The organism is Algoriphagus sp. PAP.12 (assembly GCF_026652115.1).
GTDB lineage: Bacteria > Bacteroidota > Bacteroidia > Cytophagales > Cyclobacteriaceae > Algoriphagus.
The window spans coordinates 300,992-316,737 of sequence record NZ_JAPPSQ010000002.1 but is presented as its reverse complement, the minus strand read 5'-3'; the positions used below and the strand labels follow the sequence as shown (position 1 = coordinate 316,737).

Here is a 15,746-nt window from a genome sequence, read left to right as displayed (position 1 = left end):
GAAAAGAATAGGAGGGTTGATTAGCTGTTGACCAACTGTTTTGAGTTTTCTTTTTTTTCCTCTAAAACAAATCCTGGATCTAACTTGAAAATGATCAATCCCAAGGATATCAAAGCAAAATTTTTGATGATATATTGGCCGACAAGAGTAGGGGTAAACCATGTCTGCCAGGTATCATTGGGAAGGAAAAAGACGGGTAGAAAAGTGGCAACCATATGGGCTAACAAGGCAGCAATTGCTATTCGGGTTAGTCTGGGAAAAAGCCAGACGATTCCAATCAAGCATTCCAGAAGTCCAAATAGTGAACTAAACTGCTCAAATGGGATAAACCCAACCAGGAGTTGATCAAAGAGGTTGTGAACAAGCGGTTCGGCAGGGGAGATGCCCAATACTTTGAGAAATCCGAACCAGAAATAGATTACGAAGAGGGAAAATCTTCCAAGGCGTAGAAGGTTATTCATTGGGTTGATGGTTTTTTCAAACCTACTTTTATTCCCTGTATTAAAACATGATAAAGGTCAAGTCCCTGACTTAGTTTTATCAATTTCCGTAAACCTCCTTGATCACTTCCAAATAGTCATATCCATGACCTTGTGTGGGCTCGATATAATTCCCTTCCAAATATTCATTCCAGCAACAGATCATCACAGTATTGCCATTTGAGTTTCGGTATTTCTGCGAAACTTCCATTGCGTCTCTTAGCATCGCTGTGAAAGATTTTTTATCGCTATGGACTTTGTCTTTATAGGGTTCGGAAGGAAAGCCTGAAGGTTGTGGCCAGGTGCCTCCAGCAGGTCTCATATCCCATCCCATCGCTACAGGAACTTGGTATTCAAATTTTGGGTCGGATTTGAATTCCTCACTCCATTTGTTCCAATGACCTTTGTATGTCTCTCTCATGTCGGCATAAGAGCGGTTGTCTTTCTCCATGAAGTTATGGTAAACATAGGCAGTCATCCCTTCAAAACCCATGGATTTGAGTCTTGGGACATATTCCTGTAGCAATAATTTCTTCTGATAAACGCCACCTTCCCAAGGACGATTGGGGTTATTGGCTTTCCAAACAGTCGGCAATCCATATGCTCTTTCACGTTCAAGCATCGGGCCTGCCGTCACTGCTATGAATTTGATTCCCGGGAAGCCCTGTTCTTTGGCGATTTTCTGGGAAAGATCAAGCAGGTCTTTTAATTCCAAACCATAATAGGCAGCCCTTGATTCAGCATCTTGAGGAAAATAGAAATACACGATAGGCCTCCCGTCTTTTCCCTTGAGATAGTCTTTTCTTTTGAAATATTTATCAGTCCATTGACGAGTGATTTTCTCATGAACTTTCAGGTACAATGCTTTGTCAGGTTTTTCTCCATCATAATTAGCCTTTCTCGCCATTTCATCCGGAGAACCGATCTTTAGCCAGGCCATCCATCTTTCATGACTATCATCACACCAATTGATCGCCCACTTCATTTGCTGATCGGCAGGGAGCTTGGCATTCACATCCAGCATGACCTGAAGCTGCTCATTCCATTCTTCCAATCCCGGAACAGCAACGCGGCCATCACGATTGGGATCGATTTTCCATCCCTCAGGATAAAAGATTTTGGATTGCGGACCGAAGTAAAGATGATAGTAATAATTCCTTCCGTAAAACCAGTCATAGGCAAAAAAATCAATGCCATACGACTTCATCAGCTGCAACTGCTTTTTGATGACTTCAGGATCAGTTCTATTGTAAAAACCTTTCAATTCCTTGACGGGCTTTCTATCCAAATAAGGCCCCTCGTACGGATATCTTTTATTATAGACTCTTCCTTTTGGACCCCAAATGCCCGTGTTTTTCAAACTAGCGCAGTTTTCAGGATCTTGAATACAGGACCAAAAGCTATCCCGATCCACATTTGGGTCAGGATCTGTATCCCAAGATGGCATGTAGTAAACACCCACTAATTCATCCTCTTCAGAAATGGCAGTTGAAGGGTTTAAGGATTCTGGGAAAAAAGATGCTGCTTGATTTGAGGTATGAACAGGCTGGCAAGATGTTAGGTTAAAAATAAAAACAGAGAGAGGTAAAAGATGCTTCATAGTCATGTTGGTCTTTTTGAATTTAAATCCTTTTGGGGACTTTTTTCTTCATGATGTGGATTTCACGATATTCTGGTTTTAGGTGTTCAAAGTCCAAAACATAGGTATGGGCTATTTGATAGTCATTTTTCTCATAAAACCTTTTCGCTTGTGGCTTGGCATCCATTGCTTCCAGCCAAATCCAATCCAAATCATTTTCAGAAGCCACTGTTTCAATGTGCTTCATCAAAACAACTGCAATTCCCTTGCCATGGACTTTTGGGCTTAGGTAAAGTCGATGCAGTTTCATGGCGTTTGGGATCTCGGTTTCTCTTGGTGAGAAAGGGAAATCATATTTTAGAATCCCGACTTTTTCACCTTCAACTTCAACAAAAAAGTAATGGGATCGAACGCGCTTCAATTCTTTATGAATGTTTGAAGTGTTATAAATCATTTGGGTATACCAATCTCCGCCATCAATCCAGAAATCGTGATAAGAGTCCTTATAAACTTTACACATCAAATCGATCAGGAAATCTGCATCCCCGGCTTGAATAGGGAGGATGTTGATTTGAGGAGATAATTCTATTTTCATAAGAAAGGGTGATACTCGGATTGAATCGGGAAAATAGTTTATCCCATTCTAAAAAGTTAAATTATTACCTTGAATTCATCGAATTTTTCAATTTAAATGTCAGAAAATGGCACATCCTAAACATTTAGAGATTTTTCATCAAGGTCCAGAAGTTTGGAATCAATGGAGAAAAGAGAATCCACTAATTCATCCTGACTTAAGTGAGATTTCAGTTTATCCTGAATTCGCGAGAAAAGATAAAACCTCGATTCAGACCAAAGGAGCAATCGCTTCATCGGGGTCAGAACATCCCTATAATTTCAGCAATACTGATTTTCATAATTCCTCTTTTGAATCTGCAATTTTCCCAGGAGCTGATTTTTCCAATTGCTATTTGTATGAAGTGGATATGAGTCGAGCCGGTTTTCCAGGTGCCAATTTCACTGGATGTATGATGAGGAAAGCCTATTGTGCTTACACTGATTTTTCTGGTGCTCAATTAGTGGATTGTGCTTTGAATAATTCGACTTTCATCGGCGCCAATTTTGATGGGGCCAGGATAGAGGGATGCAATGTTTATGGGGTTTCTGCATGGGATTTACATATCACTGATAGAACGGTACAACAGGAGCTTTTTCTCCATCGGGATAACTTTTCCCGAAGTATGCTAGGTCCTCACCATGAGGTAATTTATGTAGATGATTTAGCATTAGCGCAGTTTTTTTACTTCATCAACCAAGAAGACGGATTTGGAAAATCACTTAAAAAGCTGAATGAAAAGACTGTTTTGCTTTTGGGGAAATTTCGTGAAGGTGGATTGGACTTGTTGAGGTTGGTTGGGGAATTGTTGAGAGAAAGAGGCTTTGTTCCCATCATTTTTGATTTCGTTCCAAACGCTGAAACAAATCTGATTGAAAACGTCACTACCATGGCTGGATTGAGTAGGTATGTTTTTGCCAATTTGGAAGGGGGATCGGTTCCTGCAGAATTGGGAAGGATATCTTCCAATTACAATACGCCGATCATAGCCTGGATCCATGATGATAAACATGATTCCGTCTATGCCATGTTCAAGGATATTATTTCTAGAAAGAATGTTCAATATTTCACCTATTTGGAACATTCAGATCTTCCCGGACAATTAGATAAAGTTATTGGCAAAGCAGAAAAGTATTTGGAAGAGCTTTCGAAGCAAAATGCCAATGCAGATGAAAAGTTGGATGAGGGAAGAATCAGTAGGGATGGGAAATAAAAAAACCGCAAACTTGAAAGCTTGCGGTTTCAATGATTGTAAATATTCAATCTTATTTTCTTGCCAATGCTTTTTTAGCAGCAGCCACGATATTTGCAGCATTCAGGCCGTATTTTTCAAGCAATTCGGTTGGAGTTCCTGACTCACCGAAGCTGTCATTTACACCTACATATTCCAAAGGAGCTGGATTGTGACGAATCAATGTCTGAGCTACTGAATCACCCAAACCACCATTGATTTGATGCTCTTCAGCAGAGACTGCGCAACCAGTTTTTGCTACAGAATCCAAAATAGCTTCTTCGTCCAAAGGTTTGATGGTGTGGATATTGATTACCTCAGCTGAGATTCCTTCTTTTCTTAAGATCGCTTCAGCAACCACTGCTTCCCAAACCAAATGTCCGGTAGCAAAAATGGTTACATCAGTACCATCGATCATTTTCCAGGCTTTTCCAATCTCAAACTTCTGGTCAGCAGGAGTAAAGATCGGCCAGCTAGGACGGCCAAATCTCAAATAAACCGGTCCTTCGTATTCAGCGATAGCCAAAGTAGCTGCTTTGGTTTGGTTGTAATCACAAGGGTTGATTACAGTCATGTGAGGAAGCATTTTCATCATCCCCAAGTCTTCTAAGATCTGGTGAGTAGCACCATCTTCTCCCAAAGTCAAACCTGCGTGAGAAGCACAAATTTTTACGTTTTTGTTGGAATAGGCTACAGATTGACGGATTTGATCGTAAACACGACCTGTCGCAAAATTGGCAAAAGTTCCAGCGAAAGGAATTTTATCACCAATTGTCAATCCTGCAGAAAGTCCGATCATATTAGCTTCGGAAATCCCTGTTTGGAAAAATCTCTCAGGGAATTCCTTTTGGAATGCTCCCATTTTTAGGGAACCAATCAAATCAGCACAAAGCCCAACTACATTGGGGTTTTTGCGACCTGCTTCCAAAAATCCGTCTCCGAATCCAGAACGGGTATCTTTTTTTTCTGTGTAATTATATTTTAAATCTAAGTCCATGATAAGTCGATTGGAAGGTTGGATTAATAGTCGCCAAGGGTTTCTGGTAGTTGGCTCAAAGCATCAGCAAGTTGCTCGTCATTTGGAGGAGAACCATGCCATTTGTGAGTGCCTACCATGAAGTCAACTCCATAGCCCATTTCGGTATAAAGGAGGTTCAAAACTGGCTTTCCTTTACCCGTTAATGATTTTGCTTTTTCCAATCCTTCGATTACGGATTGCATATCATTTCCTTTTTTGGTTTCGATCACTTCCCAACCAAATGCTTCCCACTTGGCTTTCAAGTTTTTCAAATCCATTACTTTCTCAGTAGGACCGTCAATTTGCTGACCATTGTAATCTACAGTAGCTATGATATTGTCAACTCCATAATGAGCCCCATACATGGCCGCTTCCCACACTTGACCTTCCTGCAATTCACCATCACCCATCAATACATAAACAAGTTTATCGTCATTGTTGAGTTTTTTAGCTTGAGCAACACCCAAAGCCACAGAAAGTCCCTGACCCAAAGATCCTGAAGCAATTCTGATTCCCGGAAGGTGCTCATGAGTTGCTGGATGTCCTTGCAATCTTGAATTCAACTTTCTAAATGTCACTAATTCTTCAACTGGGAAATATCCACTTCTAGCCAATACTGAATACCAACCTGCAGAAAGGTGGCCATTGGATAGGAAGAAAAGATCTTCACCTTTTCCGTCCATCTGGAAATCTGGATTATGTGTCATCTGATCAAAATACAGAGCGACAAAAAATTCTGCACAGCCCAATGGGGCTCCCGGGTGACCGGATTGTACAGCATGTACCATTCTCAAAACATCCCTTCTGAGTTGGGTACAGACCTTTTGGAGTTGTTCTACTGATTGTTTTTCCATTACGGAGATTATTTAAGAATTTGAGCAGTGTGCTCTTTAGTTTTTACTTTTTCGATGATCTCCTCGATCATTCCATTTTCGTCGATGATGAAAGTGGTACGGGCAGTTCCCATGTATTTTCTTCCATACATCTGTTTTTCGACCCATGTACCGTACAGGTTATGAACTGTCAAATCAGGATCGGATATCAAAGAAAAGGGAAGAGATTGTTTTTCAATAAATTTTTGATGAGATTTTTCAGAATCTGAGCTAATTCCCAAAACTACATATCCTGCTTTTAGCAATGTGTCATAGTTATCTCTTAGATTACAAGCCTCTGCAGTACAGCCTGGAGTATTGTCTTTTGGATAGAAATAAAGAACTACCTTTTTGCCTTTGTAATCGGATAACTTGATAGTTTCTCCAGTTTCAATTTTTGCTTCAAATTCAGGTGCTTTTTGACCAACTTCTAGTGACATAAATCAATAATTTTGAATGTGAATAATTAACTGATAGTACCTTTCCATTCAGCTACATTGCCTGCGGAGTCCTTTACCCGAAGTAGAACCGGACCCCGAAAAGCTTTTTCTTCTAATTTTTCAGACCAGATTTGAGCTTTTTTATGCTCATATCTCATCAAAACCCACTCACCGTTTACCATGGCTTCAAAACTTTGAATGCCTGATAAATCATCTTTGATGGTAAATCTGATCTCAGAGTTATTAACTCGAATCGGTGTAATCGAAGGAGCTTTTTCGTCCTCGGCGAGCATAAAAGTACCAAAATTTCTGGTTTTGAAGCGGATTGCTCCATCTTCCCATGTTCCACCTACAAATGACTTACTTCCACGACTATTTACCTGATAGACATGGGCTCTGGATTTGTTCAAATTCCCGGGGTTGGCATACCATAAGACTTCCATTGAATTCCAAAGGTATTCAGATGGATCATTGATTGTCAATCGGGGAGAGGTCACGGTCCCACTTTCTTCAATTCTTAGGAATAAATGGTCCAGAAGAGTGTTTTCCTCAAAATGAATCTGAACACCTTTTTCAGCATATAATTTCTCTTCTCCTGCCGGAATGATCGCTTTCAAAGGAGTTTGGATGACTTCTGAGCAAATGTCAATTTGATCAGGCACTCCAAATCTCATGTCCCATAGGTAGGTTCTGGAATTTGCATCCTGATAAGCTGGAAGCATTTCAAAAGTTTGAGTGCCTACATAATACTTGGCCAATCCACCCATCGGTGTGATGGGAGCTTTGATTTTCAAAATATTCCCGATGTAGTCTACTTGAGCTTTGGAAGGAGCTGCTCCATCATTCACCGTAAAATCCTGGTCTTTCCCAACCAATGTGAAATTGATTCTTTGAAGGTTACCGTATGCGTCTTTAAGCCTCAGTTGGTAATCTTTTTTGACACCAGATTCCAACTCCAAATGTCCTGCAGTGGAAGTTTGAGGATGGAGGTAATCAAATTTCAGATTGGGCTGAAAATATAGCTTGGTGAATCGGTTGTTGTGGGTGTGAAGTAGGAATTGACGAGAGATATTAAAATCTACCTTATCCACTACCAAACTATACTTCAAACTGTCTTCCTCATAAATTTCAAAAGTGGGGAAGCCATTCCTGTTGCTGGCACCATCCAATTGATCAAAGCCTTGAAATTCAACTCCAACTCTTCCGGTAATTTCAACAGTAGCGGGAATCCTATACCCACCTGTGATTGGACTCAATGAAAATTCCTCTCTTTGGTATTTCCCATTGATTCTTGAAGTGATGTCCAAAGGTACCAAAGCCACTTTTTGTGGAGTAGGTGGGGTTTTGTCTATGATTTCAGGGAATCCAAATAGCAATGGATCCATTGCTCTATCCAAGCTATCGCGGATTTCAAAGTGAAGGTGTGGACCTCCTGAGCTTCCTGAGTTTCCTCCATCTGCAATTCGCTCTCCCTTTTTTATCTGGATTTCTCCGGGCTCTGGATAGACTTCCAAATCATTCTCTTTGGCTTCGTACATCTTTTGGATGATGTATTTTTGAAGCTTTGGATTGAAATTTCTCAAATGTCCATACAGTGTAATATGCCCCGTCGGATGCTTCATATATATGACATTTCCATAGCCATAGGTAGAAATCTTGATCCGGTGAATCCATCCATCAGCAGCGGCGTAGATTGGTTCTCCCTCGACTCCTCCAAACTTGTAATCCAAACCTGTATGAAAGTGATTGGGACGAAGTTCGGAGAAATTACCGGATAGATAATTTCTTCCTCCTGGCTTTACCGGAGAGCGAAAATGATTCTGTATAACTCCCTGTGAAAAAGAAGTTTGTGAAAGAATCAAGAAGAAAAGAATGAAATAGAGAAATAAATTATTTAACCTCAAAATCCAACATTTTTTGGGTTCCGATATAGCCTTCCAAATGATCTCCGATCTTTACAGGTCCAACACCAGCTGGCGTTCCGGTATAGATGAGATCACCTTTTTTCAACGTGAAAAATTGAGAAACATATTCAATGATAGTTCCGAAATCAAACAACATCATGCTGGTATTTCCTTTTTGACGAGTTTCACCATTGATAGTCAAGTGAAAGTCAATATCCTTCATATCCTTGAACTCTGAAACAGGTAAAAAATCTCCAATAGGTGCAGAGCCATTGAACCCTTTTGCGATTTCCCAAGGAAGTCCTTTGGCTTTGCATTGATCCTGAAGGTCTCGCGCTGTAAAGTCAATTCCCAATCCAATTTCTTCGAAATAACGATGAGCAAATTGCTTCTGAATGTATTTTCCCTCCTTGGAGATTTTCAAAACCAATTCTGCTTCATGGTGGATATTTTTAGAAAAATCAGGATAGAAAAACGCTGCTCCGTTTTTCAATAAAGCCGTATCTGGTTTTAGAAATACCACCGGGTTTCCCGGAGTTTCGTTTTTCAGTTCTTCAATATGAGCCGCATAATTTCGGCCGATGCAGATTATTTTCATGGATAAACGGGAATTGCAATTGTTGGGTAAAAATAAGGGTTTTGATTGGCAGAAAACATAGAAAGCACCATTTTATGAAGAATGGTGCTTTCTGATTTATGGTCACTAATTTCTAGAGGATTGTTCCTTAATCTGCAGCCTGAAATTCCATCAGAATGCTTCCAGAAGAATCAAACAAAATCAGGGTTCTGTCTGCTACTGAATAAGAACTGACCTGATTCAAGGCTGTGGTGACAGCATTTTCAACAGTCATATCCATGCAGGCTTTTTTGGTCATTGCTCCGGGTCCCAACCTCAGCTTGCTACCGTCATTTTCTTCAATTTTACCTCTGACAGAATTACATCCTGTATTTCCTAAATAAGACATTTCAGACGCATTAAACTCAAAGGTCAATGGTTCTTCGCTGTTGGGCAGGGTGGGGTTATTAAATTCACCCACTTTGATCAAATTCCAGATATTGGTTAATCTCAACTTAGGGTCTGGTTCTTCAGACATGACTTTTAGGAGTTTATAAGTTTTCGATGATGCATCTGCTGGAATAGGTTCTTCTTTGTCACCAACTTTTACCTCTATTTGATAAATATTCCCAGGCTGGTAATCAAAACCTTCGATTTTGTCATAAAACATTTGCCATTTAGTTGGGTCAATGTCCTGGTTTTTTTGGATTTGAAGACACTGCATCGGACCTACACCAACACATTCTACTTTGGCACTATTGATCCACCAGATTTCTGTTTGCTCTTGCTCTACAGGTTCGCACGAGAATATACCCAAAAGGGCAACAAAAAGGATTGCAATAAGACTTTTCATAAGCATGTATTTTAATTTACTTAAGAAGTTCGTGCAAAGCTTGTGCCCATTGCTTATAAATTGCTCCGCTTGGGTGAAGGTTATCAGCAACAACGGCATCTTGACTTCCCCCAATCAAACGGTAATTCGTGGTAATATCAATGAATTTGATACCATATTGTTCGCAGATTTCTTGTTTTACTTGATTGTATGAATCGATTTCTCTAGCAACTTTCTCCGAATCAGTTCCTTTTTCTTTTGCGAAAGGAGTCACACCCCAATCAGGAATTGATAAGACAAAGACATGGTCAGGAAGATTTCCTGCAAATCCGATGGCTCTGAGTAACATTTGCTCGAATTCGGCACGAAATTCCTCAACTGATCTGCCTCTATATTGATTATTGACACCGATCAATAGGGTGACCAAATCATAAGGCTCACCAGTTGGAGCTGCTTGTTTGATACCTGCCTCCAATTCGTCTACCGTCCAACCTGTTTTGGCAATGATTTCAGGATCTCGCCATTGGATCTCAGCATTTTGATTGAGCATTTTAACCAATAGATTGGGGTATCTATTTTCTTCAGAAACCCCTTCTCCAATCGTATAGCTATCCCCAAGGGCTAGGTAAGATTTGAATTCTTGATTCATATTTATGTCATTGTTGGTACTGTTGGGTCCGCTAGGATTACAGGCCAAAAAGGAAAATATTGATATGATTAGAAAACTGATTTTCATTGAAATACTTTTTCAATTAGTTGAAAACTGCCTGTTTCTGAATTTAATCGAACCTTAGCCCCATTGGGAATGATAAATTGCTTGGAAACATGACCAATCATGGCTCCGGAGTAAGCAGGAATTTTCAAAGGAAGAACATAATCATCCAAAACTTGATCTACAGTCAAAGAACCATATCCTCCTCCGGGATCGCATTCGGTACATTGCCCGAAAATAAAACCTTTGATAGCATCCAATGTTCCATTGAGTTTCAAAGTGCTCATCATTCTGTCGATGCGATAGGGATCCTCACCAACGTCTTCAATATATATGATGGCGTCTTTAAAATCAGGATAATAAGGAGAACCGCTTAAAGCTGTTAATACAGTTAAGTTTCCGCCTAATAGTTTCCCTTCGACCTCGCCAGGAAACAGTGTTTGAATCCTATTTGCCTTGATTACCAGGTCATCACTCTCTACGATTTCATTTTCAAAAGCGACCAATTCCTGTTCGAAATAAAGCTCCTCAAATCGCTTAACGTTGAAGCTATTCCAGCTACCACTTCCGTTTGGTCCATGGAAAGTGATCAAGCCTGTCTGTGAATAGATGGCACAATGCAAAGCTGTGATGTCAGAGTAACCCATCAGAGGCTTTGGGTTCTTTTTGATAAGGTCATAATCGATCAAAGGAAGAATTCTCGCTGCACCTGATCCACCGCGAATGCAGACGATTCCTTTTACATCTTTGTCTGCAAACATTGCATTGAGATCCCCAGCGCGCTCTTCATCTGATCCAGCAAGATGACCTCTTCTGTTTTTAAGATTCTCTCCCAGTTTTACCTGAAATCTCAATGCTTCCAATGCCTCCTTTGCAAAGGTAAATTGCATTCTATCTGCTGTTGCAGCTGAGGGGGAAATCAATCCCACCGTATCGCCTTTTTGAAGGGCTTTTGGAAGTAAAGTTGAGTTTTTTGGGGAGGAAGCCGAACCGGTAAATGCCATAAAAGGAGCAGTACCGGCAAGGAGTCCCAAAGATTTGAGGAATTCTCTTTTCTGCATTGATTCTAAATTTTCTTGAAAATAGGGACTTTTTAGAAAGGAATTGAAGCAGAAATCAATCCATTTGACAAATGGAGAATCAATTTTTTGATTCTTCCAGTAAGTTTTCCATTTGCTCAATCAAGGGTTTCAGTGTTTTATCGTATTTCTTGATTTTCTTTTTGATACTGAAATGCATAAAGACAAGGATCGCTACACTTAGACTGATATGGATAATCAATCGGGTTGAAGTAGAAAATGGTTCCATTAATATGAAGTAGGCAATGTTTAGCCCCATGATCAAAAGCAAAGTATAGACATACATATAGGTACTTGCAATCTTATATCTCGATTGGAGCTTTTTGATCTGGTTTTGAATAAAATCCCGATTACTCAAGCTTTCCGTATTATCGGATTTGCTCAATTTTGCTTTGAAAGTCAATCCGAAAATTCCAACCATTGCGATAGCAATGAGCAACCAGCTCAGCAATAAAACAGGAGATTCTTCCCAAGGAAGTGACCAAGCGATAATTCCCAGTGTCAATGGGGTGATGATTGCCATGAAAATCAACTCACGCTTCTGTTTCTTTTCTGTTTTCTTAAGCCCATTTATCAAACCTTCTAAATCGAAAGGCTGTGATTTTTGTGACTGCCATAATTGTTGTATATGATCGAAATTAGTTTCCATGGATTTGGGGGTTTAGCTTTTGGGAAAGGACGGTTTTGATCCGATTGACTTTTACGGCTACATAGTTTTCGGTAATTCCGCTGATTTCAGCAATGGTTTTGTATGGAGTGTTTTCCAGTAGTAGGGTAGCAATAATCCTATCGATTTCCGAAAGTTCTGATATAGCCTGATAAAGGAGTTGAATCTGTTTTTCCTGGTCATTTGAATTGTTTTCAGCCTCAGGAATGTCCATTTGGAAAGTCAAGCCTGTTTGGTTTTGTGATTTCTTTTTTTCTTTTGCTGAAAATGAAATAGCCGTATTAAAAGCTATTCTATAAATCCAGGTGCTAATTTCCGAATTGCCTTTGAAGCCCTCAAAATTGTTCCAAATCTTGATCAATATTTCCTGGAAAAGGTCATCGCTGTGATCTCCTGAGAATCCCAAGCAAAGGCGGAAAATCTTGTCTTTGTGGCTCTCATAGATTCTCTCAAATTCCAGTTCTTTTCTACTTTTCATTGAAGGAGGTTGTTGATTTGCTCCATCATCCATTCTGGATTGTCCCACATGATAAAGTGGTAGGCAGTAGGAGCCATTTCTATTTGAACATTCTCGGCCAGTTTGTATTGATTTTGAAAGTTTTTGCTGACGCTTTCAGCTGTCATTCCATAATCTTTTCCGGCATACCAGGCCCCCAATACCAAGATAGGACATTTAACTTCCTCTAATTCAGCTCTGGCATCTGAAACCATCAATTCGTAAATCGCTTGAGCTATTGTTTTTCTATCACTTTCATTGGACCAATCCATTAAAGTAGGAATTCGGTCCTGACTGGAAGTCATTGTTGCCTTTCCCATGGATTGCTGTGACTGAAACTGTTCAGATGACATTGCAATCATGTTGTTTTTCAATTGATTGGCCATGGGTTTCATGGATTCTACCGTCGCATTTGGATTTAAAGCTGCAGAATAGAAAGGATAGGAATCGATAATAATTACTTTTTGGATTTGGTCGGGTATTTCGGAAGCCAGTTTGAGTGAAAGAAATCCTCCAAGGCTATGTCCCATCAGTAAAACTGGACTTTTTAGATCCTGAATGTAAGTCTTTATCATGTTTTGGACGGGCTCCATAAAGCCATTTTCCAAATTAATTGGAGCATTTCCCGCAAATCCGGGAAGAGTCAAAACATGGCATTCATAGTTTTTGGAAAGGCCAGAAACCGTCTCTTTCCAAACTTCGCCTGAGGATGCAAGGCCAGGAATTAAAACAATTTTTTGGCCCTTTCCTGTTACTTCAGAAATCAAATTCTGTGAGTTCGCCGGAACATACATGCACCAGGCTAAAAGGTAAAGAAGAATCAACTTTTTCATGGTTAGTTTTTTCTTCTTTAGACAAAGGGATTACTGAAACCTTACAGATTTTCAGAAAAAAAATGAAAGAGTTAAAAATTATCCCTCACAGAAATCAACACTTTTTCCATTTCACGTCGGATCACACTTGCTTTCCAGGGGTAATTGGAATTCATAAAAGAAAAGCAATAAGTTTTGCCGCTTTTGGTTTTTATCAGACCCACCAAGCTATGGTTGTTGCTCATCGTACCGGTCTTTGCAAAAATATAAGGTGTGGCTGCCTGATAATTAGTTTTGATAGTTCCTGAAACTCCACCTGTTGGAAGGAGTTCATATAACATTTCATCAGGAACTACCCGGTAGAGCTTTTCGAATAAGCTTACCATGGTTCTTGGAGTGAAAAGATTGTATCTACTCAGGCCGCTTCCGTCCACCCAAATCGGTTCGTCCGGTAGGTCTGAGAGGTAGGTTTTAATCATATATTCAATCGCTCGCTCTGAATCCAATTCTCCAAAAAGGCGATCAGAAACCATCATCATCAGTTGTTCTGCAAGGAAATTATCGCTTTCCAACATCATCTCTTTTAGCAAAGGAAACAAAGCATTTCCTCTCCATAATTGATGATTTTCTGGAAGTGAATCTGGCTGATAAATCCAAGTTTTTCTGGTTTCATCGGAAGCCAATTCCATCAATAATTCAGGTGAAGTAATAAATGGAAGATAATCTTCTCTTCCTCTATAGGTCAAAGGATTATAGTAGAATTCATTCTCATGAAAATCTCTCTCCATGTCTTTCAACTCCCTTTCGGTTTTGAAGACTGAGCTTTGAAATCTTGAAGGAGAAACTTTAGGGTTGTTTTTCCCTGGATAAACATGAATTAAGTTGCCGTAAATAGGAAGAGAGCTTCTTTCGGCAGAATAATAATAAGCATAGTCATCCCATTGCCAGCCATCTCCAAAAGGCGTGGATTTCATGTTGGCATCAGAAAACTGAATGACTTTATAGGGAGCTAAGAATTTTTGGAAATCTGGTGAAGGAAGATCGAGGTATTTCCAGGAAGGGTCGCCAGCGCCCCAGATTTTTAAGGTGTCGCCAGCAGGGACATAGCGTAGCGTCTGGGTACTGTCATTGAGAATCAGTATGCTTGAAAAAAGTGTGAAAAGCTTGGTGACAGAGGCAGGAGTGAAGCGGATTTGGGAGTTTTTTTCATACATGACCCGCTGAGAATCTAGATCATACAATACAAAACCAGTCATGTGGCCTGAGAAAAAACTTCCTTCACCAAGTGCTGTTTCCAACTTGATATATTGATCCCTTGAGATTTGGGAAAATACTCCTTGGCTTAGAAGGAAAAATGTAAAAAGAAGCGTAATTCTAGTCTGCAACAATTTGGTCATTTCTCAACGCGGAATAAAACAATCCTAACCATCCCAAAATAAAGCCAACTCCTCCCAGTGGGGTAACAGCTCCCCACCAAGTCACTCCTGAAAGGGAAAGAATGTAAAGAGATCCTGAGAATACAATAATTCCAAAAACTAGGGACCAGGTAGCAAAGCTTAGGCTTTTCCATTGAGGTTTTACAATTGACAAAACTCCGATTAGGAAAAGAGCCAATGTGTGGTAAAAATGATATTTGACAGCGGTTTCAAATGTGTCCGTTCTTCCTGTTTCTGCAAGGATTCCTGCTAAACCATGGGCTCCAAATGCTCCCAATCCAACGGCGATTGCCCCGGATAAACCTGCAATCATAATAATCTGCTTTCCGTTCATTTTTTTAAAGTTGGTAATTTCTTGCTCCAAAAATTGCTGATCCGATTCGCACCATGGTGCTGCCTTCTTCCTGTGCGATTAAATAATCTCCACTCATTCCCATGGATAGCTCTTCCATTTTCATAAAGGAAGGCAAAGGCTGTGTTTTCAACTCCTCAAATTGATTCTTCAATCCTCGAAATTCTTTTCGGATTTGATCGGTGTTCTCAGTGAATGTTGCCATTCCCATAAGTCCTTTGATTGCTACATGTTCCATGCTTTGAAAGTCCGGATCAGAAAGCATCGCATCTAATTCTGTTCGGTCAAACCCAAACTTAGTCTCTTCTTCTGCAATATGCATTTGAAGCAATACAGGGATGGTCCTACCAATTTTGGCTCCTTGCTTATCGATTTCTTTCAAAAGTTTGAATGAGTCTACTCCGTGAATCAAATGAACATAAGGAGCAATGTACTTAACCTTGTTTCTCTGAAGATGTCCGATCATATGCCATTTGACATCTTCTGGCATCTGAGGCTGCTTGTCTTGTAGTTCCTGAACTTTGTTTTCTCCAAAGTTCCGAATACCAGCTTCATAGGCCTCTTTTAGATCTTCCAATGGTTTAGTTTTGCTTACAGCCACCAATAGGCAATCAGAATTTTTAAAGGTTTTTTTTACCACTTCAAGATTCGCTTTGATTTCCATTCTC

18 protein-coding genes are annotated in these 15,746 nt (G+C 40.0%); 1 reads left to right on the top strand and 17 read right to left on the bottom strand.

Translation table 11 applies throughout. The features are described 5' to 3' along the window. Window positions 1–20: 20 nt before the first annotated feature. From O0V13_RS04775 to O0V13_RS04765, 3 genes are all read right to left on the bottom strand, one after another. Window positions 21–461, bottom strand: a complete 441-nt coding sequence (locus tag O0V13_RS04775) for a hypothetical protein (protein WP_268033847.1) — start codon at window positions 459–461, stop codon at window positions 21–23. Window positions 462–540: 79 nt separating this feature from the next. After that, window positions 541–2,079: a glycoside hydrolase family 99-like domain-containing protein gene (locus O0V13_RS04770; RefSeq protein ID WP_268033846.1), complete on the bottom strand. Its 1,539-nt coding sequence runs from the start codon at window positions 2,077–2,079 to the stop codon at window positions 541–543. Window positions 2,080–2,101: 22 nt separating this feature from the next. Next, on the bottom strand, window positions 2,102–2,653 hold the full coding sequence (locus O0V13_RS04765) for a GNAT family N-acetyltransferase (protein ID WP_268033845.1): 552 nt from the start codon (window positions 2,651–2,653) through the stop codon (window positions 2,102–2,104). Window positions 2,654–2,759: 106 nt separating this feature from the next. Here O0V13_RS04765 and O0V13_RS04760 point away from each other — a divergent pair, with 106 nt between their 5' ends. Beyond that, entirely contained in the window at window positions 2,760–3,884 is a 1,125-nt protein-coding gene (locus O0V13_RS04760; RefSeq protein ID WP_268033844.1) for a pentapeptide repeat-containing protein, read from the top strand. A 52-nt stretch (window positions 3,885–3,936) separates the two neighbouring features. Here O0V13_RS04760 and O0V13_RS04755 read toward each other — a convergent pair whose 3' ends face one another. From O0V13_RS04755 to O0V13_RS04690, 14 genes are all read right to left on the bottom strand, one after another. Next, entirely contained in the window at window positions 3,937–4,899 is a 963-nt protein-coding gene (locus O0V13_RS04755) for a transketolase family protein (RefSeq protein WP_268033843.1), read from the bottom strand. A 23-nt stretch (window positions 4,900–4,922) separates the two neighbouring features. Next, a complete protein-coding gene (locus O0V13_RS04750) occupies window positions 4,923–5,774 on the bottom strand; it encodes a transketolase (RefSeq protein ID WP_268033842.1) in 852 nt (283 codons plus the stop codon). Window positions 5,775–5,782: 8 nt separating this feature from the next. Continuing rightward, window positions 5,783–6,232, bottom strand: coding sequence for a thioredoxin-dependent thiol peroxidase (gene bcp / locus O0V13_RS04745; protein ID WP_268033841.1), 450 nt, complete (start codon window positions 6,230–6,232; stop codon window positions 5,783–5,785). A gap of 26 nt (window positions 6,233–6,258) precedes the next feature. Continuing rightward, on the bottom strand, window positions 6,259–8,094 hold the full coding sequence (locus O0V13_RS04740; RefSeq protein WP_268033840.1) for a M23 family metallopeptidase: 1,836 nt from the start codon (window positions 8,092–8,094) through the stop codon (window positions 6,259–6,261). Window positions 8,095–8,122: 28 nt separating this feature from the next. Then, window positions 8,123–8,734, bottom strand: a complete 612-nt coding sequence (locus O0V13_RS04735; protein ID WP_268033839.1) for a fumarylacetoacetate hydrolase family protein — start codon at window positions 8,732–8,734, stop codon at window positions 8,123–8,125. Between the two features lie 127 nt (window positions 8,735–8,861). Continuing rightward, window positions 8,862–9,545, bottom strand: coding sequence for a DUF4377 domain-containing protein (locus O0V13_RS04730; protein ID WP_268033838.1), 684 nt, complete (start codon window positions 9,543–9,545; stop codon window positions 8,862–8,864). A 16-nt stretch (window positions 9,546–9,561) separates the two neighbouring features. Then, window positions 9,562–10,173, bottom strand: a complete 612-nt coding sequence (locus tag O0V13_RS04725) for an SGNH/GDSL hydrolase family protein (protein ID WP_268033837.1) — start codon at window positions 10,171–10,173, stop codon at window positions 9,562–9,564. 83 nt (window positions 10,174–10,256) lie between these two features. Further along, window positions 10,257–11,297: a S66 peptidase family protein gene (locus O0V13_RS04720; protein ID WP_268033836.1), complete on the bottom strand. Its 1,041-nt coding sequence runs from the start codon at window positions 11,295–11,297 to the stop codon at window positions 10,257–10,259. A gap of 79 nt (window positions 11,298–11,376) precedes the next feature. Beyond that, a complete protein-coding gene (locus tag O0V13_RS04715) occupies window positions 11,377–11,964 on the bottom strand; it encodes a hypothetical protein (RefSeq protein WP_268033835.1) in 588 nt (195 codons plus the stop codon). Then, complete coding sequence (locus O0V13_RS04710; protein WP_268033834.1) at window positions 11,954–12,460, bottom strand: RNA polymerase sigma factor; 507 nt, start codon at window positions 12,458–12,460, stop codon at window positions 11,954–11,956. Before O0V13_RS04710 ends, O0V13_RS04715 begins: the two co-directional genes overlap by 11 nt. Beyond that, the gene (locus O0V13_RS04705) at window positions 12,457–13,311 is read right to left on the bottom strand and encodes an alpha/beta fold hydrolase (protein ID WP_268033833.1); all 855 of its coding nucleotides are present in this window, start codon (window positions 13,309–13,311) and stop codon (window positions 12,457–12,459) included. The genes O0V13_RS04710 and O0V13_RS04705 overlap by 4 nt, the downstream gene beginning before the upstream one ends. 71 nt (window positions 13,312–13,382) lie before the next feature. Further along, window positions 13,383–14,588, bottom strand: a complete 1,206-nt coding sequence (locus tag O0V13_RS04700; protein ID WP_268033832.1) for a D-alanyl-D-alanine carboxypeptidase — start codon at window positions 14,586–14,588, stop codon at window positions 13,383–13,385. 76 nt (window positions 14,589–14,664) lie between these two features. After that, a complete protein-coding gene (locus O0V13_RS04695) occupies window positions 14,665–15,060 on the bottom strand; it encodes a DUF423 domain-containing protein (protein WP_268033831.1) in 396 nt (131 codons plus the stop codon). Between the two features lie 4 nt (window positions 15,061–15,064). Further along, window positions 15,065–15,742, bottom strand: coding sequence for a YggS family pyridoxal phosphate-dependent enzyme (locus tag O0V13_RS04690; protein ID WP_268033830.1), 678 nt, complete (start codon window positions 15,740–15,742; stop codon window positions 15,065–15,067). Window positions 15,743–15,746 lie beyond the last annotated feature (4 nt).